The sequence below is a fragment of the Pseudomonas sp. R15(2017) genome, from assembly GCF_002112685.1.
Taxonomy (GTDB): Bacteria; Pseudomonadota; Gammaproteobacteria; order Pseudomonadales; family Pseudomonadaceae; genus Aquipseudomonas; species Aquipseudomonas glycinae.
Map to the genome: position 1 here is coordinate 12,892 of NZ_NEII01000001.1, position 24,821 is coordinate 37,712.

Consider the following 24,821-nt stretch of genomic DNA (forward strand, 5'->3'; position numbering starts at 1 on the left):
CTGTTTCAGCGGCCAGGCCTTGCCACGCCTGAAGAAAACTTCGGGAGAATCGCCATGCGTGCGGCTCAATTGAAAGCTGTGTTGCCACGGGAGTTGCTCGCTTCAGTGGTTGTGTTTCTGGTCGCTCTGCCGCTGTGCATGGGCATTGCCATTGCTTCAGGGCTGCCGCCGGCCAAAGGCCTGATCACCGGGATCATCGGCGGTCTGGTGGTGGGCTGGCTGGCGGGCTCCCCGTTGCAGGTCAGCGGGCCGGCGGCGGGTCTGGCGGTGCTGGTGTTCGAGCTGGTGCGCCAGCACGGCATCGAAATGCTCGGGCCGATCCTGCTGCTCGCCGGTTTCCTGCAACTGGTAGCGGGACGGCTGAAGCTCGGTTGCTGGTTCCGGGTCACGGCGCCAGCAGTGGTGTACGGCATGCTTGCGGGGATCGGCGTGCTGATCGTGCTCTCACAGGTGCATGTGATGCTCGATGCGTCACCGAAACCCTCTGGTCTCGACAACCTCACGGCATTCCCCGGCGCGGTGGCGCAGGCGTTGCCGTCCGTTGGCTGGCAGGCCGGTTTGCTCGGGCTGTCGACCATCGCGGTGATGTGGCTGTGGGAGAAATTCCGCCCGCATTCGCTGCGTTTCATTCCGGGCGCGCTGCTCGGTGTCGGTCTGGCGACAGGTGCCAGCCTTTTGCTGGCGCTGCAAGTAAAGCGGGTTGAAGTGCCGGCGAATCTGGCGGAAGCCATCGACTGGCTGAAACCGGCGGATCTGCTCAGCCTGGCCGACCCGACGCTGCTGATCGCCGCGTTTGCCGTGGCCTTCATCGCCAGCGCCGAAACCCTGCTGTCCGCCGCTGCCGTGGATCGTATGCATAGCGGCCCGCGTTCGGATTTCGACCGTGAGCTGTCGGCGCAAGGCGTCGGCAACATGCTCTGCGGTCTGGTCGGCGCGCTGCCGATGACCGGGGTGATCGTGCGCAGTTCGGCCAACGTCCAGGCCGGCGCTACCACACGCTATTCGACGATTTTCCATGGCCTTTGGCTGCTGGCGTTCGTGTTGTTGCTGTCGAGCCTGCTGCAGAGCATTCCGGTGGCGAGTCTGGCGGGCGTTCTGGTCTACACCGGTTTCAAACTGGTGGATCTCAAGGCGTTCCGTGGTCTGGGGCGTTATGGCCGGATGCCGATGTTCACCTACGCAGCCACGGCGCTGGCGATCATCTTCACCGACCTGTTGACCGGGGTGCTGATCGGTTTCGGCCTGACCCTGTTGAAGCTGGCGTTCAAGGCCTCGCGCCTGAAAATCAGCCTGATCGATCTGCCGCAGGAAGGGGAAATGGAGTTGCGTCTGGTGGGCGCGGCAACGTTCCTCAAAGTGCCGGCACTGACTCAGGTGCTGGGCAGCATTCCGCCGGGCACGACGGTGCATGTGCCACTCAACAACCTGAGCTACATCGACCATTCGTGTCTGGAACTGCTTGAAGAGTGGGGCCGGGCGAATGCGGCGAAGGGGGCGAAACTGTTGATCGAGTCGCGCGGGTTGAAGCGACGGCTCGAGGGGCGGATCCGCACCACGACCGGGATCGGTGCGGCGGGCTAACCCCCATCTGGAAATAAACCTTGTGGGAGCTGGCTTGCCAGCGATGACGGAGTGTCAGTCTCTGATGATTTCGACTGATCCACCGCTATCGCTGGCAAGCCAGCTCCCACAGGTATCCGGGCATATTCCGGTTATGCGGCAGGCTGATCCAGCTCCAGGCCCACGCCCAGGCGGCGACTCATGCACGGCCAGCGCTTCCACGCCGCACCGGTGTCCGGGCTGCTGAGTTTCTCGCGATAGGCTTCCACCGACTCCAGCGCGAAGCTGTCGTCGTCGAGCATGCTGTCCACCGCGTGATGCACCACTTCGTCGAGTTGATTGGCAAATTCCTCACCGATCAACTGGTGAGCAATCAGATTGGCGACCGTCATGTCCAAGGGGATCAGTGGCTGGCCGAAATGCTTGATGTACAGGTCGTTGACCTCTTCGACAAAACGGTGCGCCAGATAGGCCTCGTCCAGCAGACTGTCCAGGCCCACGGGCGGCTGGATGAAGTACTGCTCGGCGATTTTCAGCACCGGTTTGATCTGCGATTCGATTCCCGCTTCCCTGGCGACTTCATTGGCTGCATCCAGCAGGTCTGGCACTTCGTCGATGTAGGCGGCGACAAAACGCGTCAGCACACCGTTGGCGTCGGTTTCCGGCAACTGGATCGCCGGGTGCAGGTGTTGCAGTTGGGCTTCCAGCTGACGGGTCAGCTTTCCGGTCTCAATCTCGTGTTGTCGGGCTATGTGGATCTGCTCGCGCAATGCGGCGGTGTTCATGAAAACTCCAGGAAACAAGGCAATGAAATAGGGAAGACATAACTTAGCTGGCTTACGAAAAATGCTAAGACGCATTTGTCATAATTATTTCATCCTTGATGCACCGGCGTTATATCGGTTTGCCAACACTCGTCTGCATCCTTCTCCATTCGTGCCCTGGAACGCAAGTGCCAGCTGTTTCATACGATTTACGTCCTCACATTGCATTTCTCAGCGGCTGTCTATACTCGCCATTGAATGGAGTTAGCTGATGACGCCCGACTGCCCACGCAGCAAGGCCCGGCGATTCAAGTTCGTAGTCTGATGCAGCCGCTCCCTTGCCTCTGGTGAAAGCCGGCGGGATAACAAGAACGATAAGGGGAACCCGCAATGATGCGACATCCACACGTCTGGATGGGCCTCCTGTTGTGGTCGATTTTCAGCCCGGCGCACGCTGCCTGGACTGTGAATATGGCGCCTGGAGCGACTGAAATCAGTCACGCAGTATTCGACCTGCACATGACCATTTTCTGGATCTGTGTGGTGATCGGGATCATCGTCTTCGGCGCCATGTTCTGGTCGATGATGGTGCACCGCCGTTCTACCGGGCAGGTCGCCGCAAAATTCCACGAAAGCACCACCGTCGAAATTCTCTGGACCGTCGTCCCGCTGCTGATCCTGGTGGCGATGGCCGTTCCGGCGACCGCGACCCTGATCAAGATGTACGACACCAGTGAGCCGGATATCGATATCCAGATCACCGGTTATCAGTGGAAGTGGCACTACAAATACCTGGGCCAGGACGTCGAGTTCTTCAGCAACCTGGCCACCCCCGCCGAGCAGATCCACAACAAGGAAGCCAAGGGCGAGCACTACCTGCTCGAGGTCGACAAGCCACTGGTGCTGCCGACCGGGGCCAAGGTGCGCTTCCTCGTGACCTCCGCCGACGTGATCCACTCCTGGTGGGTGCCGGCCTTCGCGGTCAAGCGCGATGCGATCCCCGGGTTCGTCAACGAAGCCTGGACCCGCATCGACAAGCCCGGCCTCTACCGTGGCCAGTGCGCCGAGCTGTGCGGCAAGGACCACGGCTTCATGCCGATCGTGGTCGACGTCAAGGAGAAGGCCGACTACGAAAAATGGCTCGCCGAGCGCAAGGCCGAAGCGTTGCAGCTCAAGGAGCTGACCAGCAAGGAATGGACCCTGGACGAGCTCAAGGAACGTGGCGACAAGATCTACCACACCACCTGCGTCGCCTGTCACCAGGCTGAAGGCCAGGGCCTGCCGCCGATGTTCCCGGCCCTCAAGGGCTCGAAAATCGCCACCGGCCCGAAAGAGGCGCACCTGAGCATTGTCTTCCACGGCAAGCCCGGCACCGCCATGGCGGCGTTCGGCAAGCAGCTGTCGGAAGTCGATATCGCAGCGGTCGTGACCTACGAACGTAACGCCTGGGGCAACAACAAGGGCGACATGGTCACGCCAAAAGAAGTGCTGGAGCTGAAACAGGCGGAAAGCAAATGAGCCGGTCTATTGCGTACTTCGTGAACCGGTCGGAGCCCTGCGCTCCGACCTGCCCAGTCCACTCACATGAAGGAGACCGGCCATGAGCGCTGTCATCGATGACCACGGTCATGCCGACCACGACCACGCCCACGGCCCCGCCAAAGGCCTGATGCGCTGGGTGCTGACTACCAACCACAAGGACATCGGCACGCTGTACCTGTGGTTTGCATTCTGCATGTTCCTGCTCGGCGGCTCGTTCGCCATGGTGATCCGCGCCGAGCTGTTCCAGCCCGGCCTGCAGATCGTCGAGCCGGCGTTCTTCAACCAGATGACCACCATGCATGGTCTGGTGATGGTGTTCGGTGCGGTGATGCCGGCGTTCGTCGGCCTCGCCAACTGGATGATCCCGTTGATGGTCGGTGCGCCGGACATGGCCCTGCCGCGGATGAACAACTTCAGCTTCTGGCTGCTGCCGGCGGCGTTCCTGCTGCTGGTCTCGACCCTGTTCACCCCCGGTGGCGGGCCGAACTTCGGCTGGACGTTCTACGCGCCGCTGTCCACCACCTATGCCCCGGAAAGCGTGACGTTCTTCATCTTCGCCATCCACCTGATGGGGATCAGTTCGATCATGGGCGCGATCAACGTGATCGCCACCATCCTCAACCTGCGCGCCCCCGGCATGACCCTGATGAAAATGCCGCTGTTCGTCTGGACGTGGCTGATCACCGCGTTCCTGCTGATCGCGGTGATGCCGGTGCTGGCCGGGTGCGTGACGATGATGCTGATGGACATCCACTTCGGCACCAGCTTCTTCAGTGCCGCCGGTGGCGGTGACCCGGTGCTGTTCCAGCATGTGTTCTGGTTCTTCGGCCACCCCGAGGTGTACATCATGATCCTGCCGGCCTTCGGTGCCGTCAGCCAGATCATCCCGACCTTCTCGCGCAAGCCGCTGTTCGGCTACACCTCGATGGTCTACGCCACGGCGAGCATCGCGTTCCTGTCGTTCATCGTCTGGGCGCACCACATGTTCGTGGTGGGCATTCCGCTGGTGGGCGAGTTGTTCTTCATGTACGCGACGATGCTGATCGCGGTGCCGACCGGGGTGAAGGTGTTCAACTGGGCCAGCACCATGTGGCAAGGCTCGATGACCTTCGAGACGCCGATGCTGTTTGCCGTGGCGTTCGTGATCCTGTTCTCGATCGGCGGTTTCTCCGGGCTGATGCTGGCCATCGCTCCGGCGGACTTCCAGTACCAGGACACCTACTTCGTGGTCGCGCACTTCCACTACGTGCTGGTGCCGGGGGCGATCTTCGGGATCTTCGCGTCGGCCTATTACTGGCTGCCGAAATGGACCGGCCACATGTACGACGAAACCCTGGGCAAGCTGCACTTCTGGCTGTCCTTCGTCGGCATGAACCTGACCTTCTTCCCGATGCACTTCGTGGGTCTGGCGGGCATGCCCCGGCGGATTCCGGACTACAACCTGCAGTTCGCCGACTTCAACATGGTGTCGTCGATCGGCGCGTTCATGTTCGGTGCCACGCAGATCTTCTTCCTGTTCATCGTGATCAAGACCATCCGTGGCGGCGAACCGGCTCCGGCCAAACCGTGGGATGGTGCCGAAGGTCTGGAGTGGAGCGTGCCGTCACCGGCGCCGTATCACACCTTCACCACGCCGCCGGAAGTGAAATGAACATTTTCTGCCTTGTGGAAACGCCTGTGGGAGCGGGCTTGCCCGCGATGGCGGCCTGCCTGAAACACCGCTTCGGCTGCATCGCTGGCAAGCCAGCTCCCACAGGGTTCTCGGCCGAGGGCAAAGATCATGGCTGACTCGATTTCGATGAAGAAGCTGGTCACCCGACTGCTCGGTGTGGTGGTGGCGATGTTCGTCTTCGGCTTTGCCCTGGTGCCGATCTACGACGTGATGTGCAAAGCGTTCGGTATCAACGGCAAGACCGCCGGGCAGTACGAGGGCGAGCAGACCGTCGATGCCTCGCGGCAGGTGCGGGTGCAGTTTCTGTCGACCAACACCGCCGACATGCCTTGGGATTTCTACCCCAAGCATGACGAACTGACGGCCAACCCCGGCGCGGTGAACGAGATGATCTTCATCGCGCGCAACCCCACCGACAAACCGATGAGCGCTCAAGCCGTACCGAGCATCGCGCCGAGCAATGCGGCGGCGTATTTCCACAAGACCGAATGCTTTTGTTTTACCCAGCAGGTGCTGCAGCCCGGTCAGCAGATCGAGATGCCGGTGCGTTTCATCGTTGACCGCGACATGCCCAAGGACGTGAAGCACCTGACGCTGTCCTACACGCTGTTCGATATCACCGCCCGACATCCTCCGGTGGCTGCAAACACTGGCGGTTAAGCGTGCCCGATAAGGAGAACAATAAATGGCAACTCATGAGCACTATTACGTCCCGGCCCAGAGCAAGTGGCCGATCGTCGCCACGGTGGGGATGTTCGTCACCGTGTACGGTCTGGCGACCTGGTTCAACGATCTGAAGGCAGCGCGTCCGGAATCCCATGGCCCGCTGATCTTTTTCGTCGGCGGTCTGTTGCTGGCGTACATGCTGTTCGGCTGGTTCGGTACGGTGATCAAGGAGAGCCGCGCGGGGTTGTACAGCCCGCAACTGGACCGCTCGTTCCGCTGGGGCATGAGCTGGTTCATCTTCTCCGAGGTGATGTTCTTCATCGCCTTCTTCGGCGCGCTGTTCTACGTGCGGCACATTTCCGGCCCGGCGCTGGGTGGCGAAGGCACCAAAGGCATCGCCCACATGCTCTGGCCGAACTTCCAGTTCACCTGGCCGCTGCTGCACACGCCGGATCCGAAACTGTTCCCGCCGCCCAAGGAAGTCATCAGCCCCTGGGGCCTGCCGCTGATCAACACCATCCTGCTGGTGAGCTCCAGCGTGACCATCACCATCGCCCACCATGCGCTGAAGAAAGGTCATCGCGGCGCGCTGAAACTGTGGCTGGCGATCACCGTGCTGCTGGGTTGCGCGTTCCTCGGCTTCCAGGCCGAAGAATACATCCACGCCTACCACGAACTGGGGCTGACCCTCGGCTCGGGCATCTACGGCGCGACGTTCTTCATGCTCACCGGTTTCCACGGCGCCCACGTGACCATCGGCACGATCATTCTGTTCGTGATGTTGATGCGCATCATGAAAGGCCATTTCGACAACGAACATCAGTTCGGTTTTGAAGCGGCGAGCTGGTATTGGCACTTCGTCGATGTGGTGTGGATCGGCTTGTTCATCTTCGTTTATGTGCTTTAACAGCAGCTGCAAGCCGCGAGCTGCGAGCTGCGAGCTTCAAGTCAAAACGGTAAGGCTTGTAGCTTGTAGCTTGGTGCTTGCAGCTACCACGGCGCGTGCGACACCAGTTGGCCGCTGTAGAAACCCCAGGCAATCAAGCCGACGGTGCAAGCGGCCAATGCCACCCGAACACTCAAGGCGATCACCAGGCGATTCGAGCTGCTGTCGTCCTTGACCAGGAAAAACAGGCCGCTGAACAGGCTGACCACCGTGGCAATCAGCATCAGGACGATGGCTGCTTTGAGCATGGGAAGAACTCCGGGGGAACAAGCGATGCAGTTGAGTATAGCGATCGCACTCACTGACTTTCTGGCGCGGCCATGAAGCGCTTCCGGCCGGGCGTGGTGCCGACACTGGTAGTCGGCCTGCTGCTGCCGTTGCTGATTTCGCTGGGCTTCTGGCAACTGGGCCGTGGCGCGGAGAAAACCGCCCTGCTCGCCAGCTACGCCGAACGCCGCGCCGCCGAACCGATGGCCAGCACCGAGTTGCTGCACAGCGCCGATCCGGCCTTTCGCCGGGTGCATCTGCACGGCCAGTTCGATGCCGCCCACAGCCTGTTGCTGGACAACCGTCAGCGCAACGGCAAGGTCGGCGTCGAACTGCTGCAACCGTTTCAGGATCAGCGCAGCGGCCAGTGGCTGCTGGTCAATCGCGGCTGGCTGCCGTGGCCGGACCGGCGCACGGCACCGCAATTCACCACGCCGGCCGACGCCGTAAACGTGGATGCCTGGGTGTATATCGCCCCCGGTGCCACCTTCCAGCTACATGCCGATCCGGTCAGCAGCACCTGGCCGCAAACCGTCACCGCCGTCGAACCCGCGAAGCTGTGGAAAACCCTCGAACGCGACGGCTTCGCCTACGAATTACGCGCCGAACCCGGCCCGGCCAGCTATCAGGCCGACTGGCCGGTGGTCGCGATGGGCCCGGAGAAACACCTCGGTTACGCCGTGCAGTGGTTCGCCATGGCCACCGCCCTGCTCGGTCTCTACCTCTATCTCGGCTGGCACAACGCAAAGGAGAAACACCATGGGAGCGGCCATGAATCCACCCAGCATGTCTGAAACGAAAGTCCCGGCCAGTCGCCGTCGCGGACGCATCCAGCTGCTGCTGATCGTGCTCGGCGTGGTCGGTCCGATGATCCTCGCCACCGGCATGTACAAGTTGCAGTTCTGGGTGCCGGAAGGTCGCAGCTATCACGGCGAACTGATCGGCAACGGCCAGACCCGCGCTGACCTCGGTATCCAGGCTGACGAAACGCGCTGGCAGATGCTGGTGACCGCACCGAAGGATTGCGCGGTGGACTGCCAGCAACTGGTGTACCTGGCGCGGCAGATCCAGATCGGCCTGGGCCGCGAAGCCGGGCGCGCCAGCCACGCCCTGGCCGCTGCACAACCGTTGACTGCCGACTACGAAGCCAAGCTGACCCGCGAATATCCGCAGCTGCAACGCTACCCGCTGGACCCGGCGACCTTCAGCAAGGCCACGGGCGACAAGGCCACGCCGCAACTGTGGATCATCGATCCCCACGGCAACCTCGTGCTGCGTTACGACCCGAGCGTCAAGGGCAAGGATCTGCTCAACGACCTGCGCCACCTGCTGAAACTGTCGAACATCGGATAAGGGCATCGTCATGGCCAAACCTGGATTTCGCCTCGCGCTGTTTGCCACCCTGCTGGCGCTGATCGTCGTGTTGCTCGGCGCCTACACCCGCCTGACCCACGCCGGCCTCGGCTGTCCGGACTGGCCGGGCTGCTACGGCTTCATCAGCGTGCCGAAAAGCGAAGCCCAACTGGCCCATGCCGAACTGCATTACCCCGACTCGCCGGTGGAGGCGCATAAAGGCTGGAACGAGATGATCCACCGCTACTTCGCTGGCACCCTCGGCCTGCTGATTTCGGTGTTGGCCGGGCGCGCATGGGTCAATCGTCGTCATCCCGGGCAACCGCTGAAACTGCCGCTGTTTCTGCTGGCGGTGGTGTTCGCCCAGGCGGCGTTCGGCATGTGGACGGTGACGCTCAAGCTCTGGCCGCAAGTGGTGACTGGGCATTTGCTGGGTGGCTTCGCGACCCTGAGCCTGCTGTTTCTGCTGACGTTGCGACTGTCCGGCGTGCTGCCGGCGCTGACCGTGCCCAAGCGTCTGCAATATTGGGCGACCGCCGGCCTGTTGCTGGTGATCGGCCAGATTGCTCTCGGCGGCTGGGTCAGTTCCAACTACGCGGCGGTGGCCTGCATCGACTTCCCAACCTGCCACGGACAATGGCTGCCGCCGGCGGATTTCGCCAACGGCTTTCACCTGACTCAACACATCGGCCCCAATTACCTCGGCGGGCAACTCGACAGCGATGCACGCACGGCGATTCATCTGACTCACCGCATCGGCGCGTTGCTGGTGACGATTGTCCTGCTCGGTCTGGCCTGGCAACTGAAAGTGGTGGGCATGACCCGACTGGCCGGGCTGGTGCTGATCGCCCTCGCCGCGCAGATCACCCTCGGCATCAGCAACGTGTTGTTCCATCTGCCGCTGCCGGTGGCCGTGGCGCATAACGCCGGCGGTGCCGCGCTGCTGCTGACGATGGTGCTGGTCAACTACCACGCACGGACCAGCCTGGTTCGGGTCCGGCAGCCGATGATCGCGCGCTGGCGCCTCAGCCCGCGCAAACACTCGGCGGCGCCCATCACTATTAAAGGAGAGACGCCATGGCGATTCTGATCGGCGAACGTCCGGCGCAGGCGCTGTGGCGTGATTACCTGGAGCTGACCAAACCGAAAGTCGTGGTGCTGATGCTCATCACTTCGCTGGTGGGCATGTTCCTCGCGACCCGCGCCGGGGTGCCGTGGACGGTGCTGGTGTTCGGCAATCTGGGGATCGCGTTGTGTGCCGGTGGCGCGGCGGCGGTCAATCATGTGGTGGACCGGCGCATCGATGCGGTCATGGCCCGCACCCACAAACGGCCGCTGGCGGAGGGCCGGGTTTCGCCCACAGGCGCACTGACCTTTGCGCTGGTGCTGGCACTGCTCGGCCAGGCCCTGCTGCTGACCTTCACCAATCCGCTGACTGCGTGGCTGACCCTGGCCTCGCTGCTCGGCTACGCGGTGATCTACACCGGTTTCCTCAAACGCGCGACGCCGCAGAACATCGTCATCGGTGGCCTTGCCGGCGCCGCGCCGCCGCTGCTCGGCTGGACCGCCGCGACCGGCCACGTCAGCGCCGAACCGTTGCTGCTGGTGCTGATCATCTTCGCCTGGACCCCGCCGCACTTCTGGGCGCTGGCGATCCATCGCAAGGAGGAATACGCCAAGGCCGACATTCCGATGCTGCCGGTCACCCACGGCGAGCACTACACCAAGGTGCACATTTTGCTGTACACCTTCGCACTGCTGGCGGTCAGCCTGTTGCCGTACGTGATCCACATGAGCGGCCTGCTGTACCTGATCTGCGCGCTCGGTCTGGGCGCCAGGTTTCTGCAATGGGCCGTGGTGCTGTACCGTGGCACTCGGCCGCACGCGGCGATCAACACCTTCAAGTACTCTATCTGGTACCTGTTTCTGCTGTTCATCGCCCTGCTCGTAGACCACTACTTACTGTTGAACCTATGACTCGAACCCAGAAAACCGTCTTCATCCTCGTCGCCGTGATCGCGCTGATCCTCGGCCTGACCGTCAACAAAGTGCTGAGCGGCAAGGGCCAGGGCGACCCGACCGCACTGATCGACGCCGGCATCATCCTGCTGCCGCAGAGCCGCAACCTGCCGGACGTGACGATGACCAATCAGGACGGCCAACCGGTCACGGTCAACGAGCTCAAGGGCAAGTGGAGCCTGCTGTTCTTCGGCTACACCTTCTGCCCGGACATCTGCCCGACCACCCTCGCCCAGCTGCGCCAGATCAAAAGCGAACTGCCGAAGGATGCTGTGGATAAATTGCAGATCGTGCTGGTCAGCGTCGATCCGAACCGCGACAACCCCGCGCAGTTGAAGCAGTACCTGGGCTACTTCGATCCACAGTTCATCGGCCTGACACCGAAGTCGATCGACGAGCTGCAGAAGGTGGCGAACGCAGTGAGCATTCCGTTCATTCCGGCGGACACCAGCAAGCCGAATTACACGGTGGATCACAGCGGCAACCTGGCGGTGATCGGGCCGGACGGGACACAGCGCGGGTTTATTCGCGCGCCGTTGAATAATGCCAAGCTGGTGGCGCAGTTGCCGGTGATGTTGAACCGCAAGTAAGAACAGCACTGTTCCAATGTGGGAGCGGGCTTGCTCGCGCGGTGTGTCAGTCGACCTATGTTTATCTGACCCACCGCTTTCGCGGGCAAGCCCGCTCCCACAGGGGATGTGTTTTGGGGACAAAAAAGGGGACGCCAGTGGCGTCCCCTTTTCGTTGCGGCGTCCGAATCAGAACGCCGGCAACACCGCGCCTTTGTATTTCTCGGTAATGAATTTCTTCACTTCCGGGCTGTGCAGCGCAGCGGCCAGTTTCTTCATGGCGTCGCTGTCCTTGTTGTCCGCGCGGGACACCAGGATGTTCACGTACGGCGAGTCGCTGCCTTCGATGACCAGCGCATCCTTGGACGGATCGAGCTTGGCTTCCAGCGCGTAGTTGGTGTTGATCAGCGCCAGGTCGACCTGGGTCAGCACGCGCGGGATGGTCGCGGCTTCCAGTTCACGGATCTTCAGGTCTTTCGGGTTCTGGGCGATGTCCTTGACGGTCGACAGGATGTTGGTCGGATCCTTCAGGGTGATCACGCCGGCCTTGGCCAGCAGCAACAGCGCACGGCCGCCGTTGGTGGCATCGTTCGGGATCACCACGTTGGCGCCGCTTGGCAGCTCTTCGATTTTCTTGAACTTGCTGGAGTAGGCGCCCAGCGGCTCCAGGTGCACGCCAGTCACGGAAACCAGGTTGGTGCCCTTGGCCTTGTTGAATTCATCGAGGTACGGCTGGTGCTGGAAGAAGTTGGCGTCCAGACGCTTCTCGGCCACCTGGACGTTCGGCTGAACGTAGTCGGTGAAGACCTTGACCTTCAGATCCACGCCTTCTTTGGCCAGTACCGGCTTCACGAATTCGAGGATTTCCGCGTGCGGCACCGGGGTGGCAGCAACGGTCAGGGTTTCGTCGGCGTGGGCCGAGAACGCTGCAACGGCAGCCAGGGCAACGATCAGTTTTTTCATTCAGCTAACTCCTTTTTACGGCGCCCGTCTGGCGCCTGCCAGCGAATGGCCGGCTCATGTCATTACAAAACCGGTTATTTGCGCGAGAAGTGCACGACCAGTCGGTCGCCGACCATTTGCAGCACTTGCACCAGAATCAGCAGCAATACCACGGTGACGATCATCACGTCAGTCTGGAACCGCTGGTAGCCGAAACGGATCGCCAGGTCACCCAGGCCACCGGCACCGACCACACCGGCCATCGCCGTGTAGGAAACCAGTGTAATCGCCGTCACCGTAATTGCAGCGAAGATGCCCGGACGGGCCTCCGGCAGCAGGGCGTTCATGATGATCTGGCGAGTGGTCGCGCCCATCGACTGGGTTGCCTCGATGATGCCGCGATCGACTTCACGCAGGGCGGTTTCCACCAGCCGCGCGAAGAACGGCGTCGCGCCCACTACCAGCGGCGGAATCGCACCGGCCACGCCCAGCGAGGTGCCGGTGATCAGCACGGTGATAGGGATCATCACGATCAACAGAATGATGAACGGCAGCGAACGCAGGATGTTCACCACCAGCGACAGCAAGGCGTACACGCCTTTGGCTTCGAGCAACTGACGCGGGCTGCACAGGAACAGCAGCACGCCCAGCGGCAGGCCGAGCAGCACGGTGAACAGCAGCGAACCGCCGAGCATCATCAGGGTGTCGCCAGTGGCGAGCCAGATTTCGTACCAGTCGATATTGGTGAAGAAACTCATCAGGTCTTCCATTAGCGCAACACCTCCATGTGAACGTCAGCGGCGGTGAAGCGGGCGAAAGCTGCGTCCATGTCGCCACCGGTGACGGCGAGGGTCAATTGCCCGTAGGGAATGTCTTTGATGCGGTCGATACGACCGGCCAGGATGCTGTAGTCCACACCGGTTTCCCGGGCGACGGTACCGAGCAACGGCGCGTAGGTCGCTTCGCCCTGGAAGGTCAGACGCACGATGCGACCCGGCACGTGAGCGAAGTCATCGCGCTGCTCGCTTTCGTCGATCTGCTCGCTTTCCTGAACAAAGCGCTTGGTGGTCGGGTGCTTCGGATGCAGGAACACATCGGCCACCGAACCTTGCTCGACGATCACGCCGGCATCCATCACGCCGACCTGATCGCAAACGCGGCGGATCACATCCATCTCGTGGGTGATCAGGACGATGGTCAGCTTCAGCTCGCGGTTGATCTCGGCCAGCAGTTGCAGGACCGATGCCGTGGTCTGCGGGTCGAGGGCACTGGTGGCCTCGTCGCACAGCAGGATCTTCGGTTTGGTCGCCAGGGCGCGAGCAATGCCGACGCGCTGCTTCTGACCGCCGGACAGTTGCGCCGGGTACTTTTTGGCGTGATCGGACAGACCGACCCGCGCCAGCAACTCGGCCACACGCTGGTCGATCTCGGCGCGGGACAGTTCACCGGCCAGGGTCAGCGGCAGCGCGACGTTGTCGGCCACGGTCTTGGATGCCAGCAGGTTGAAGTGCTGGAAGATCATCCCGACCTGCTGACGAAAACGGCGCAGGCCGTTGGCGTCCAGCGCGGTGACTTCTTCACCGTCGACGATGATCTTGCCGCCACTGGATTGCTCCAGGCGATTGATCAGACGCAGCAGGGTACTTTTTCCCGCGCCGGAATGGCCAATCAGGCCGAACACCTGACCGTTCTCGATGGAGAAGCTGGTCGGGTGCAGCGCGGTGATGTCCTTACCGGCGACGCGGTAAGTCTTATGGACGTTTTGAAACTCGATCACGTAGCGAACCTTGTGGGGCGCGTTGGAAAAGGATCAGCGGTTAGCCGGGCGCGCATTTTAGCCTGTCCGTATAGAGGTTCTTAGCATTTATTTCGCGAATAACCTTCGATTTGGCAATAACAGGATCAAAGGTCATAAAAAAGGAACGCCCGAAACCCTCATCAGTCACTAATTAAGCGACTTGAAAACCCTGGGTGCCGTGCCTGGGAAACACTCAAGCGTTCCGGGGCAATCCCGGGACAAACAGGAGTTCATGACTGATGAGTACCAAGAAACCTGCCAATGACAAAAGCCAACTGGCCGGCACCGATACCCCGGATCGCGCCAACACCAATGCCAAACTCGACAGCCTGGAGAAGTTTCGCTCCGACGCTACCGGTCAGGCCCTGCGCACCAACCAGGGCGTGAAAATTGCTGATAATCAGAACACCCTCAAGGCCGGAGCTCGCGGGCCGTCGCTTTTGGAAGACTTCATCATGCGTGAAAAGATCACGCACTTTGACCATGAACGGATTCCCGAGCGCATCGTCCACGCCCGCGGCACCGGCGCCCATGGTTTCTTTCAGAGCTACGAGAACCATTCGACGCTGACCAAGGCCGGTTTCCTGCAGGATCCGGGGAAGAAAACCCCGGTGTTCGTGCGTTTTTCCACAGTGCAAGGGCCGCGTGGTTCCGGCGACACCGTGCGTGACGTGCGTGGTTTTGCCGTGAAGTTCTTCACCGACGAAGGCAACTTCGATCTGGTCGGCAATAACATGCCGGTGTTCTTCATTCAGGACGCGATCAAGTTTCCTGACTTCGTCCACGCGGTAAAACCCGAACCGCATAACGAGATCCCCACCGGCGGCTCGGCCCACGACACCTTCTGGGACTTCGTGTCCTTGGTGCCGGAATCGGCGCACATGGTTATCTGGGCCATGTCCGACCGGGCGATCCCGAAAAGCCTGCGCAGCATGCAGGGCTTCGGCGTGCACACCTTCCGGCTGATCAATGCCGAGGGCAAATCGCGCTTCGTCAAATTCCACTGGCGCCCTACCGCCGGCACCTGTTCTTTGGTGTGGGACGAGGCGCAAAAACTTGCGGGCAAAGACACCGACTACCATCGGCGCGATCTCTGGGAAGCCATCGAAATGGGCGACTACCCGGAATGGGAACTCGGCGTTCAGGTCATCGAAGAGGAAAACGAACACGACTTCGATTTTGACATCCTCGACCCGACCAAACTGATTCCCGAGGAAATCGTCCCGATCACGCCATTGGGCAAGATGACCCTCAACCGCAACCCGGACAACTTCTTCGCCGAAACCGAGCAGGTCGCGTTTTGCCCCGGGCATATCGTACCGGGCATCGACTTCTCCAATGACCCACTGCTGCAAGGCCGGCTGTTTTCCTACACCGACACGCAGATCAGCCGACTCGGCGGGCCGAACTTTCATGAGTTGCCGATCAATCGCCCGGTCGCACCGTTCCACAACGGCCAGCGCGACGCCCAGCACCGTACGGTGATCGACAAGGGCCGCGCTTCGTATGAACCCAATTCCATCGATGGCGGCTGGCCGAAGGAAACCCCACCGGCGGCGCAGGACGGCGGGTTCGAAAGCTATCCGGAGCGCATCGATGCCAACAAGATCCGCCAGCGCAGCGAGTCGTTCAGCGACCACTTCTCCCAGGCGCGGTTGTTCTTCAACAGCATGAGCGCGCACGAGAAAGAGCACATCATCGCCGCCTACAGTTTCGAACTGGGCAAGGTTGAGCGTGAGTTCATCCGGGCGCGGCAAGTGAACGAGATTCTCGCCAACATCGATCTGGAGCTGGCCAAACGCGTGGCGGCCAACCTGGGTCTGCCAGCGCCAGGCAAAGGCACCGTCGACGTACCGAAAACATCACTGGATCGCTCTCCATCGTTGAGTCAGGCCAACCTGTTGCCAGAGAACATCAAGACACGAAAAGTCGCGATCCTTGCGGCCAATGGTGTCGATGGTGCGGCAATTGATGCGATGAAGAAGGCGCTGGCGGCAGAGGGTGCGCACGCCAAACTGCTCGGCCCGACCTCGGCGCCGGTGAAAACCGCCGATGGCAAAAGCCTGGCGGTGGATGCGTCGATGGAAGGTTTGCCTTCTGTGGCGTTCGATGCGGTATTCGTGCCGGGTGGCGCGGCGTCGGTCAAGACGTTGAGCGGTGACGGCGTGGCGTTGCATTACCTGCTGGAGGCATACAAGCACCTGAAGGCGATTGCGCTGCAGGGTGAGGCCAAGCAGTTGCTGGACGTGTTGAAGCTGGAAACGGATGCCGGGTTGCTGGAGGGCAAGGATGTTGGCGCGCTGACCAAGCCATTCTTTGCTGCGATCGGGCAGCATCGGGTATGGGATCGGGAGCCTAAGGCCAAGGCCATTCCCGCTTAAGGATGTTGGTTGACTGACAGGACGCCTTCGCGGGCAAGCCCGCTCCCACAGGACTGCACTGTACCTGTAGAGCGGGCTTGCTCCGGGCGGCGTTCCGACAATGCTTTTTAAAGTTTGCGCGGGCTCAGAACCATCTGCGCCGGTACCGTGCGCAGAATCTGTTTCTCGATCTTCAGATCGAAATCCGGATCAAGCTTCTTCACGCGCTTGGTGATCAACGTCGCCAGCCACGGGTAATCATTGGTGCGTGGAGCCTGAATGCTCACCGCACAGTCGTAATTCACCACATCGGCGGCGATCGCATCCAGTTGGCGGCGAAGTTTGCGGCTATCGGTGATGTTCAGCGCGACCGTGGTGCTCTCGGCGGTCGGATCGATTACCTTGGCTTTCGGCTTGGCTTCAGCGGCTTGCAGCGCCGCTTCGGCTTTCTCCAGCTCGGCCTTGCGCGCTTCAGTGATCGCGCCGTTGACGCCACCGGTCAGTGCCGGGGCCTTGGGCATCAGCACACGGGCACGGGCCAGCGCGGTCGCGGCCGCATTGACATCGCCCTTTTGCAGGACGATCTGGCTGCGGCGCAGATAGGCTTCGGCCAACTGGCGCTGGTATTGCTCAAGGGATTGATCGTTGGGTGTTTCGGCCTGCAAGGCTGCCAATTGGTCTTCGGCAGTGGCCAGTTCGCTGCTGGCCAGGCTTTGCTCCAGCTGTGCGATGGCCGTGGCCCGCGCATCGGGGACTTCGGCCACCGGCGGCGTGCTTTGGCAGGCGCCCAGCAGCACTGAAAAGGCCACAAGGAGCAGATAACGGGAGGCGAACGGCTTCATTCCTGCGACTCTCTATTTGCGCAAAAAACGAGCAAGTCTACACCCCTCGACGGGGCAGAACAAAACTCAGCAGAAACAGTGCGGCGGCCGTCACAACGATTGACGGACCGGCCGGGGTGTCCTTGAACCACGACAACGCCAGCCCGCCACACACGGCGAGCATGCCCAGCACGCTCGCGCCCAGTGCCATCTGCTCCGGAGAACGGGCGTGACGCTGTGCCGCAGCCGCCGGAATGATCAACAGCGAAGTAATCAGCAATACACCGACGATTTTCATCGCCACTGCGATCACCACCGCGATCAACAGCATCAGCGCCATGCGCAAACCGGCCACCGGCAGGCCTTCGACCCTGGCCAACTCTTCGTGCACGGTGATCGCCAGCAATGGGCGCCATAGCGTCACCAGCAACACCAGCACGGCTGCGCTGCCACCGAGGATCCACGCCAGATCGGTCGGGCTGATCGCCAACAGATCACCAAACAGATAGGCCATCAGGTCGATCCGCACTTCATGCATGAAGCTTAGTACCACCAGCCCGAGAGAGAGCGTGCTCGGTGCGAGAATTCCCAGAAGCGTGTCGGACGCCAGTGGCTGACGCTGCTGCAAGGTCACCAGCAACACCGCCAGCAGCAGGCAGCCCACGGTCACCGCCACGGTCGGGCTGACATCCAGCAAAAAGCCCAACGCAACGCCGAGCAATGCGGCGTGGGACAGCGTATCGCCGAAATAGGCCATGCGCCGCCAGACCACGAACGAGCCCAGCGGCCCCGCGACCACCGCCAGCGCCAGACCTGCAAGCAGGGCGTAGAACAGAAAATCAGCCATGCTTGCAGCTATCTCCGTGAACGTGAGGTTGGCCTGTCACAGGCCCTTTGACCACCGAACCGTGCAGGTCGTGGGCGTGGTCATGATGGTGGTGATAGATCGCCAGGCTCGGCGCGTTGTTGCCGAACAGCTCGACAAACGCCGGATCGCCGCTGACCTGCTCGGGATGCCCGGAGCAGCAGACGTGACGGTTGAGGCACACCACCTGATCGGTGGTGCTCATCACCAGATGCAGATCGTGGGACACCATCAACACGCCGCAACCGTGACGGTCGCGCAGACGGGTGATCAGGCTGTACAGCTCGGCTTGCCCGGCGACATCGACGCCTTGCACCGGCTCGTCGAGCACCAGCAGCTCCGGCTCGCGCAACAAGGCACGGGCCAGCAGCACGCGCTGCATCTCGCCGCCGGAAACGCTTTGCACCGGGCTATCTATGACGTGCTCGGCGCCGACTTCCTTGAGTGCCGCCAGCGCACGCGGGCGATCGACGCCCGGCACCAGCCGCAGGAAGCGCAGCACCGACAGTGGCAAGGTCGGATCGACATGAAGTTTTTGCGGCATGTAGCCGACGCGCAGTTTCGGCTTGCGCCATACGCTGCCGCTGTCGGGCTTCAGCAGCCCGAGCACGGCGCGCACCAGCGTGGTCTTGCCGGCGCCGTTGGGGCCGATCAGGGTGACGATCTGCCCCGGCTCGACGCTCAGGTGAATGTTGTCCAGCACGTTCTGCCCGGCAAACCGGACCGCCACCTGCTCCAGACGGATCAGCGCATCGCTCATCAAGCCCCCCGGCAACCGGAGCAGAGACCAACCACTTCGACGGTCTGGGCCTCGACGATAAAGCCGACATCCCTGGCGCTGTGGACGATGGCGTCGCTGATGGTTTTTTGCTCAAGTTCGATGGCGGCGTGGCATTCACGGCAGATCAGGAACTGGCCCTGGTGCGAATGTTTCGGGTGAACGCAGCCGACGAAGGCGTTGAGCGAGGAGATGCGGTGCACCAGGCCGTTTTCCAGCAGGAAATCCAGCGCCCGGTACACGGTTGGCGGCGCGGCGCGGCGGCCGTCCTGCTCACTGAGTACCGCCAGAATGTCGTAGGCACCCAGCGGCTTGTGGCTCTGCCAGACCAGTTCCAGCACGCGCCGGCGCAACGCGGTCAGGCGCAAGCCTTTCTGTGCACACAGGGCATCGGCCTCGGACAGCGCGCTGTGAACGCAGTGCGAATGGTCGTGGGGACGGCTGGCAATCGGTGTAATAGGCATGAGCGGCGACGAGTTTGGTTAGAGACGTTATTATGTTACCCGTTCTCGCCTCATTGAGTGGTCATCGTGTCCCGACTTTTTTCTGTTTTTGTCGTATTCATCACCGGTTTTCTGCTGATCGGTCCGGCTCAGGCCGAGGTCAGAGTCCTCACCAGCATCAAGCCCCTGCAACTGATTGCCGCTGCGGTGCAGGACGGCGTGGCGATTCCGGAAGTGCTGCTGCCACCGGGCGCTTCGCCGCATAACTACGCGTTGCGTCCGTCCGACGTACGCAAGGTGCAATCGGTGGACCTGCTGTACTGGATCGGCCCGGACATGGAAGGTTTTTTGCCTCGCGTGCTGAACGGTCGTACGCTGCCGAGCGTTGCGGTACAGGACCTGCCGGGCATGAAACTGCGCCGCTTCGCCGCGGACAGTCATTCCCATGCCGAAGAAGCCGACGAACACGATCACGACCATCGCCCGGGCAGCCTCGATGCGCATTTGTGGCTATCGCCGGTGAACGCGCGGGTTATTGCCGACAAAATGGCCGCCGACTTGAGCGCTGCAGACCCGGCCAACGCCGAGCGTTATCAGAGTAACGCCAAAGCGTTCGACGAGCGTCTGGATGCACTGGATCAGCGTTTGAAGAAACGCTTGGCCAGTGTTGAAGGCAAACCCTACTTCGTCTTCCACGAAGCCTTCGACTACTTCGAAGAGGCTTACGGCTTGAAACACACCGGCGTGTTCAGCGTTGCAGCAGAAGTGCAACCCGGCGCCCAGCATGTGGCGGCGATGCGCGCGCGGTTGCAGGAAGTCGGCAAGACCTGCGTGTTCAGTGAGCCGCCGCTGCGTCCACGTCTGGCCGAGACCCTGGTGGCAGGCCTGCCGGTGAAGCTGGCAGAACTGGATGCATTGGGCGGATACACGCCTGCGACGGCTCAGGGTTATGAGCAAGTGCTGGAGAAGCTGGGGAATGATCTGGCGGGTTGTCTCGAATCGCTCTGATACAAAAAAACCGCAGCCTGCACAGGCTGCGGTTTTTTCTTTTACAGGGCGAAAGGTAGCGGTGTACTGACCGTCTGACGCTGCGCCAGCCGCTGCTCGAACTCTTTCGGATCGTGAATCAGCACGTCCTGCCCGGCGAACGATTCCGCCGCTATCAAACGCGACAGCCAGAACCGAACGCACGCCACTCGCAGCATGGTCGGCCACAGCTCGGCCTCGGCCGCCGTGAATGGGCGCAGTGCCGCATATGCACCGAGGAAGGCCCGAGCACGCGGGCCGTCAATCAGGCCGTCGTCATCGGAACACCAATCGTTCAGGGCAATCGCCACGTCATAGAGCATCGGCCCGGAGCAGGCGTTGTAGAAGTCGATCAACCCGGTCAGGTGCGTGCCTTCGAACATCGCGTTGTCGCGGAACAGGTCCGCGTGGATGTTTGCCCGAGGCAGCGCGAGAATTTTCTCTTTCTGTTGGGTGATTTCATCCAGAGACTTTTGCAGCAACGCGCGCGGCTTCTCGCTAAGGTGCGAAAGGAACTGCGTGCCCTCTTCCAGCATCCAGTCCAGGCCACGATCAGTCTTGCGCTTGATCATGTTGTCGCCCTGGGTCGCCAGGTGCAGGTGCGCCTGCAAGTCACCGACCTGCGCGCAATGCTGGGCGTTGGCCTGCTTGATGTGCTTGCCGGCCAGGCGCGGTTGCAGCAGCGCCGGTTTGCCTTTCAGCTCGCGCAGGGCCACGCCGTCGGTGGTGCGCAGTGCGTAGGGCACGGGCAGATCGGCTTCGTGCAGGACATCGAGCAGGTCGATGAAAAACGGCATTTCCTGCACCGGGCCGCGCTCGACCAGGGTCAGGACGAACTCGCCCTTTTCCATGCTGATGAAGAAGTTGGTGTTTTCACTGCCGGCGGCGATCCCCTGGAAATCGAGCAGACGGCCGAGCCCGTACGGGGCGAGAAAGGTTTCCAGCTCGGGCCGAGCCAGGGGGGTGAACACAGACATGGTTAAAAACTGCTCAGTTCTGGCGCCGCCATCAAACGGCGCCGATTAAAAGTCAGGAAACTTACTTCCAGGTAAAGATTTCCCACGACGGAATCAGCATATCCGGCTGGTCGGACCGGATGTAGTTCGCGTCCGTACCATCGGCGCGCACCAGGAAATAGGGTTTGCCGCCCTTCGGTGTGACCTTGATCGCATACACGAATCCACTCCGGCTGTATTCCTGAATGACCTTGTCGCCTTCCGTGTGCGTGCTAATGGTAACTTCCGGCTCCGACGATGGCGCATCATCCGCCGCGATCGCGGCCAGCGGTGAGACAGCAATCAGACTGACCAGCAGCAAGCGATTTAACGTACGCATGATAACCTTGTCCCTTTGTCGTCAACGGTCCCGCTATTCTAGCGCCGGGCCCGCCGAAAAGGTTGATTCTGCTCATGAGCCAAGCCCCCCTCGTCCTGGTGGACGGTTCGTCTTACCTGTACCGCGCCTTTCACGCGCTGCCACCGCTGACCACCTCCAAAGGCCTGCCGACCGGTGCGGTCAAAGGCGTGCTGAACATGCTCAAGAGCCTGCGCAAGCAGTATCCGGACAGCCCGTTCGCGGTAGTGTTCGACGCCAAGGGTGGGACATTTCGCGATGAGATGTACGCCGAATACAAGGCCAACCGCCCAAGCATGCCTGACGACATGCGCGTGCAGATCGAACCGCTGCATCAGAGCGTGATCGCCCTCGGTTTCCCGCTGCTTTGCGTCGAAGGCGTCGAGGCCGACGACGTGATCGGCACCCTGGCCCGCAGCAGCGCGGCCGCCGATCGCCCGGTAATCATCTCCACCGGCGACAAGGACATGGCGCAACTGGTAGATGGCCACATTACCTTGGTCAACACCATGTCCGGTAGTTCGATGGATGTGGAGGGCGTGAAGGAGAAATTCGGCGTCGCTCCGGAGCAGATCATCGATTATCTGGCCCTGATGGGCGATTCTTCGGACAATATCCCCGGCGTTCCCGGCATCGGCCCGAAAACCGCGTCCGGCCTGCTGGTGGGGGTCAACGGCGGCCTGACCGAGCTGTATGCGCAGCTCGACATCGTGCCGACCCTGCCGATCCGCGGCGCCAAGACCCTGCCGGCCAAGCTCGAAGAGCACAAGGAGATGGCGTTCCTCTCCTATCAACTGGCGACCATCAAGGTCGACGTGCCGCTGGATATCGGCCTCGACGACCTGCAAATGGGTCCGGAAGATCCGGCCAAACTTTACGAGTTGTACACCCTGCTGGAATTCAAGAGTTGGCTGAATGACCTGGATCGCGATGCCAAGCGCCAGGAACTGAGCGCGGCCGCCGAGCCTGCGCCGGCCGGTGATCTGTTCAGCGCGCCTGCCGAAGAGGAAGCGCCCGCCGCTGCGGCTGAAGCCGCGTACGAAACCATCCTCGATCAGGCGCGATTCGACGTTTGGCTGGAAAAGCTGAAGAACGCCAAACTGTTCGCCTTCGACACCGAAACCACCGGCATCGACGCGCAGCAGGCGCAACTGGTCGGCTTGTCCTTCGCGGTGCAGGCCAACGAAGCGGCCTACATCCCGCTGACCCACTCCTACATCGGCGTGCCGGAGCAGCTGGATCGCGACACTGTGCTGCGCGCACTCAAGCCGATCCTTGAAGACCCGAACAAGCTCAAGGTCGGCCAGCACGCCAAGTTCGACATGAACATCCTGGCCAACTGCGCCATCGGTGGCGATCAGAACGAAGGCATCACCGTGCGCGGGATTGCCTTCGACACGATGCTTGAGTCCTATGTGCTCAACTCCACCGCCACCCGTCACGACATGGACAGCCTGGCGCAAAAGTACCTGAATCACACCACCGTGAGCTTCCAGGACATCGCCGGCAAAGGCGCCAAGCAACTGACCTTCGACCAGATCGCTCTGGAACAGGCCGGGCCGTATGCCGCCGAAGATGCCGACGTGACCCTGCGCCTGCACCAGACCCTGTTCGAAAAACTCAGCGCCATCCCGAGCCTGGCCAGCGTGCTGACCGACATTGAGATCCCGCTGGTGCCGGTACTGGCGCGCATTGAGCGCCAGGGCGCGTTCGTCGACGCTGACCTGCTCGGTATCCAAAGCATTGAGCTGGGCAACAAAATGGTCGCGCTGGAGCGTGAAGCCTTCGAGATTGCCGGTGAAGAATTCAACCTCGGCTCGCCAAAGCAACTGGGCGTGATCCTCTACGAAAAACTTGGCCTGCCGGTGTTGAAGAAGACCGCCAAGGGCCAGCCATCCACCGCCGAAGAAGTGCTGGCGAAACTGGCCGAAGACGACCACCGCTTGCCGAAAGTGCTGATGGAACACCGTTCCATGAGCAAGCTGAAGAGCACCTACACCGATCGCCTGCCGGAGCAGATCAACCCGCGTACCGGGCGTATTCACACTTCGTACCATCAGGCCGTTGCGTCGACCGGTCGCTTGTCGTCGAGCGATCCGAACCTGCAGAACATCCCGGTGCGCACCGCCGAAGGCCGACGCATCCGTCAGGCGTTCGTTGCGCCGAAAGGTTACAAACTGCTGGCAGCGGACTACTCGCAGATCGAACTGCGGATCATGGCCCACCTGTCCCGCGACGAAGGCCTGATGAATGCTTTCCGCAATAACCTGGACGTGCACACCGCCACGGCGGCCGAAGTGTTCAAGGTCGAGCTGAATGAAGTGACGTCCGACCAGCGCCGGGGCGCCAAGGCGATCAACTTCGGTCTGATCTACGGCATGGGCGCGCAGAAACTGGGCAAGGACATCGGCGTCGATACCAAGACCGCCAAGGCCTACATCGACACCTACTTCGCGCGCTACCCGGGCGTTCGCGAGTACATGGATCGCACCCGCGCTCAGGCAGCCGATCAGGGCTTCGTGGAAACGATCTTCGGTCGTCGCCTGTATCTGCCGGACATCAACTCCAACAAGTCGCAGGAACGCGCGGCCGCCGAACGCACGGCAATCAACGCGCCGATGCAGGGCACTGCAGCGGACATCATCAAGAAAGCCATGGTGGCAGTGGATAACTGGCTGTGCGCTTCCGGGCTGGACGCCAAAGTCATCCTGCAGGTGCATGACGAACTGGTGCTGGAGGTCCGCGAGGATCTGGTCGATCAGGTTCGCGAAGAAATTCGCGTGCACATGAGCGAAGCGGCAAAACTGGACGTGCCGTTGCTGGTGGAAGTGGGAGTTGGCAACAACTGGGACGAGGCACACTGAGGCCTCTGGGACGGGATTTTGCCGCGACAGTGCGTCGCGGCAAAGGCATCGAGTGGGGCTTAGGTCGGATTGTTCTTGAGATTATTCCAAAGTTTTTTGAAAAGAATCTGAACTAATCTTGCGCCAGGGTACTCAGAGATACTGAATGGCTGGTGAAGCCCTTCGATGCTCCTATGTTGTGTTAAGTGTTGGCAGATATCTGAACCCCGCCCT

Annotated in this window: 24 protein-coding genes; 13 read left to right on the top strand and 11 right to left on the bottom strand. The window is 61.5% G+C overall.

Features of this window, described 5'->3' with window-relative positions:
• Positions 1-54: 54 nt before the first annotated feature.
• Positions 55-1,581: a SulP family inorganic anion transporter gene (locus CAF77_RS00060; RefSeq protein WP_085653895.1), complete on the top strand. Its 1,527-nt coding sequence runs from the start codon at positions 55-57 to the stop codon at positions 1,579-1,581.
• Positions 1,582-1,712: 131 nt separating this feature from the next.
• On the opposite strand, the gene CAF77_RS00065 is transcribed toward CAF77_RS00060, so the two are convergent.
• Complete coding sequence (locus CAF77_RS00065) at positions 1,713-2,345, bottom strand: hypothetical protein (RefSeq protein WP_007953981.1); 633 nt, start codon at positions 2,343-2,345, stop codon at positions 1,713-1,715.
• A 369-nt stretch (positions 2,346-2,714) separates the two neighbouring features.
• On the opposite strand from CAF77_RS00065, the gene coxB reads away from it, so the two are divergent.
• From coxB to CAF77_RS00085, 4 genes are all read left to right on the top strand, one after another.
• Positions 2,715-3,842 carry a cytochrome c oxidase subunit II gene (coxB, locus tag CAF77_RS00070; RefSeq protein ID WP_085653896.1) on the top strand — a complete coding sequence of 376 codons (1,128 nt, stop codon included), beginning with the start codon at positions 2,715-2,717 and terminating at the stop codon, positions 3,840-3,842.
• A gap of 82 nt (positions 3,843-3,924) precedes the next feature.
• Complete coding sequence (ctaD, locus tag CAF77_RS00075; RefSeq protein WP_007953983.1) at positions 3,925-5,517, top strand: cytochrome c oxidase subunit I; 1,593 nt, start codon at positions 3,925-3,927, stop codon at positions 5,515-5,517.
• Positions 5,518-5,646: 129 nt separating this feature from the next.
• On the top strand, positions 5,647-6,198 hold the full coding sequence (locus tag CAF77_RS00080) for a cytochrome c oxidase assembly protein (RefSeq protein WP_011331799.1): 552 nt from the start codon (positions 5,647-5,649) through the stop codon (positions 6,196-6,198).
• A 25-nt stretch (positions 6,199-6,223) separates the two neighbouring features.
• A complete protein-coding gene (locus CAF77_RS00085; RefSeq protein WP_011331798.1) occupies positions 6,224-7,111 on the top strand; it encodes a cytochrome c oxidase subunit 3 in 888 nt (295 codons plus the stop codon).
• Positions 7,112-7,194: 83 nt separating this feature from the next.
• On the opposite strand, the gene CAF77_RS00090 is transcribed toward CAF77_RS00085, so the two are convergent.
• Positions 7,195-7,398 (bottom strand): twin transmembrane helix small protein, encoded by a 204-nt coding sequence (locus CAF77_RS00090; protein WP_064379555.1) that lies wholly within the window; start codon positions 7,396-7,398, stop codon positions 7,195-7,197.
• A gap of 72 nt (positions 7,399-7,470) precedes the next feature.
• Here CAF77_RS00090 and CAF77_RS00095 point away from each other — a divergent pair, with 72 nt between their 5' ends.
• The 5 genes from CAF77_RS00095 to CAF77_RS00115 are packed head-to-tail and all read left to right on the top strand — an operon-like array spanning position 7,471 to position 11,379.
• Entirely contained in the window at positions 7,471-8,211 is a 741-nt protein-coding gene (locus CAF77_RS00095; RefSeq protein ID WP_064379558.1) for an SURF1 family protein, read from the top strand.
• The gene (locus CAF77_RS00100) at positions 8,177-8,770 is read left to right on the top strand and encodes a hypothetical protein (RefSeq protein ID WP_085654030.1); all 594 of its coding nucleotides are present in this window, start codon (positions 8,177-8,179) and stop codon (positions 8,768-8,770) included. Before CAF77_RS00095 ends, CAF77_RS00100 begins: the two co-directional genes overlap by 35 nt.
• 10 nt (positions 8,771-8,780) lie before the next feature.
• Positions 8,781-9,860 carry a heme A synthase gene (locus tag CAF77_RS00105; RefSeq protein WP_085653897.1) on the top strand — a complete coding sequence of 360 codons (1,080 nt, stop codon included), beginning with the start codon at positions 8,781-8,783 and terminating at the stop codon, positions 9,858-9,860.
• Positions 9,848-10,747 carry a heme o synthase gene (gene cyoE, locus CAF77_RS00110; protein WP_007953992.1) on the top strand — a complete coding sequence of 300 codons (900 nt, stop codon included), beginning with the start codon at positions 9,848-9,850 and terminating at the stop codon, positions 10,745-10,747. The genes CAF77_RS00105 and cyoE overlap by 13 nt, the downstream gene beginning before the upstream one ends.
• Positions 10,744-11,379, top strand: coding sequence for an SCO family protein (locus CAF77_RS00115; protein ID WP_007953994.1), 636 nt, complete (start codon positions 10,744-10,746; stop codon positions 11,377-11,379). The genes cyoE and CAF77_RS00115 overlap by 4 nt, the downstream gene beginning before the upstream one ends.
• Before the next feature lie 168 nt (positions 11,380-11,547).
• On the opposite strand, the gene CAF77_RS00120 is transcribed toward CAF77_RS00115, so the two are convergent.
• The 3 genes from CAF77_RS00120 to CAF77_RS00130 form a co-directional block, all read right to left on the bottom strand.
• Positions 11,548-12,321 (bottom strand): MetQ/NlpA family ABC transporter substrate-binding protein, encoded by a 774-nt coding sequence (locus CAF77_RS00120; protein WP_085653898.1) that lies wholly within the window; start codon positions 12,319-12,321, stop codon positions 11,548-11,550.
• Between the two features lie 74 nt (positions 12,322-12,395).
• On the bottom strand, positions 12,396-13,070 hold the full coding sequence (locus CAF77_RS00125; protein ID WP_085653899.1) for a methionine ABC transporter permease: 675 nt from the start codon (positions 13,068-13,070) through the stop codon (positions 12,396-12,398).
• Positions 13,070-14,077 carry a methionine ABC transporter ATP-binding protein gene (locus CAF77_RS00130; protein ID WP_011331788.1) on the bottom strand — a complete coding sequence of 336 codons (1,008 nt, stop codon included), beginning with the start codon at positions 14,075-14,077 and terminating at the stop codon, positions 13,070-13,072. Before CAF77_RS00130 ends, CAF77_RS00125 begins: the two co-directional genes overlap by 1 nt.
• A 260-nt stretch (positions 14,078-14,337) precedes the next feature.
• Here CAF77_RS00130 and katE point away from each other — a divergent pair, with 260 nt between their 5' ends.
• Positions 14,338-16,479, top strand: a complete 2,142-nt coding sequence (gene katE, locus CAF77_RS00135) for a catalase HPII (RefSeq protein WP_085653900.1) — start codon at positions 14,338-14,340, stop codon at positions 16,477-16,479.
• A gap of 107 nt (positions 16,480-16,586) precedes the next feature.
• Here the strand turns inward: katE and CAF77_RS00140 are convergent, their stop codons facing one another.
• The 4 genes from CAF77_RS00140 to zur are packed head-to-tail and all read right to left on the bottom strand — an operon-like array spanning position 16,587 to position 19,386.
• Positions 16,587-17,300, bottom strand: coding sequence for a PA5502 family lipoprotein (locus CAF77_RS00140; RefSeq protein ID WP_085653901.1), 714 nt, complete (start codon positions 17,298-17,300; stop codon positions 16,587-16,589).
• A gap of 37 nt (positions 17,301-17,337) precedes the next feature.
• Positions 17,338-18,126 carry a zinc ABC transporter permease subunit ZnuB gene (gene znuB / locus CAF77_RS00145; RefSeq protein ID WP_085647186.1) on the bottom strand — a complete coding sequence of 263 codons (789 nt, stop codon included), beginning with the start codon at positions 18,124-18,126 and terminating at the stop codon, positions 17,338-17,340.
• Positions 18,119-18,904: a zinc ABC transporter ATP-binding protein ZnuC gene (gene znuC, locus CAF77_RS00150; RefSeq protein WP_064379570.1), complete on the bottom strand. Its 786-nt coding sequence runs from the start codon at positions 18,902-18,904 to the stop codon at positions 18,119-18,121. The genes znuB and znuC overlap by 8 nt, the downstream gene beginning before the upstream one ends.
• Positions 18,904-19,386 (bottom strand): zinc uptake transcriptional repressor Zur, encoded by a 483-nt coding sequence (gene zur / locus CAF77_RS00155; RefSeq protein ID WP_064379572.1) that lies wholly within the window; start codon positions 19,384-19,386, stop codon positions 18,904-18,906. The genes znuC and zur overlap by 1 nt, the downstream gene beginning before the upstream one ends.
• Before the next feature lie 57 nt (positions 19,387-19,443).
• Here zur and CAF77_RS00160 point away from each other — a divergent pair, with 57 nt between their 5' ends.
• Complete coding sequence (locus CAF77_RS00160; RefSeq protein WP_064379574.1) at positions 19,444-20,373, top strand: zinc ABC transporter substrate-binding protein; 930 nt, start codon at positions 19,444-19,446, stop codon at positions 20,371-20,373.
• Positions 20,374-20,414: 41 nt separating this feature from the next.
• Here CAF77_RS00160 and CAF77_RS00165 read toward each other — a convergent pair whose 3' ends face one another.
• Together CAF77_RS00165 and CAF77_RS00170 are read right to left on the bottom strand one after the other, a co-directional pair.
• Positions 20,415-21,368, bottom strand: coding sequence for a homoserine kinase (locus CAF77_RS00165; RefSeq protein WP_064379575.1), 954 nt, complete (start codon positions 21,366-21,368; stop codon positions 20,415-20,417).
• Positions 21,369-21,429: 61 nt separating this feature from the next.
• On the bottom strand, positions 21,430-21,726 hold the full coding sequence (locus CAF77_RS00170; RefSeq protein ID WP_011331780.1) for a DUF2782 domain-containing protein: 297 nt from the start codon (positions 21,724-21,726) through the stop codon (positions 21,430-21,432).
• A 74-nt stretch (positions 21,727-21,800) separates the two neighbouring features.
• On the opposite strand from CAF77_RS00170, the gene polA reads away from it, so the two are divergent.
• Positions 21,801-24,608, top strand: a complete 2,808-nt coding sequence (polA, locus tag CAF77_RS00175) for a DNA polymerase I (protein WP_085653902.1) — start codon at positions 21,801-21,803, stop codon at positions 24,606-24,608.
• The last annotated feature ends 213 nt before the right edge of the window (positions 24,609-24,821 follow it).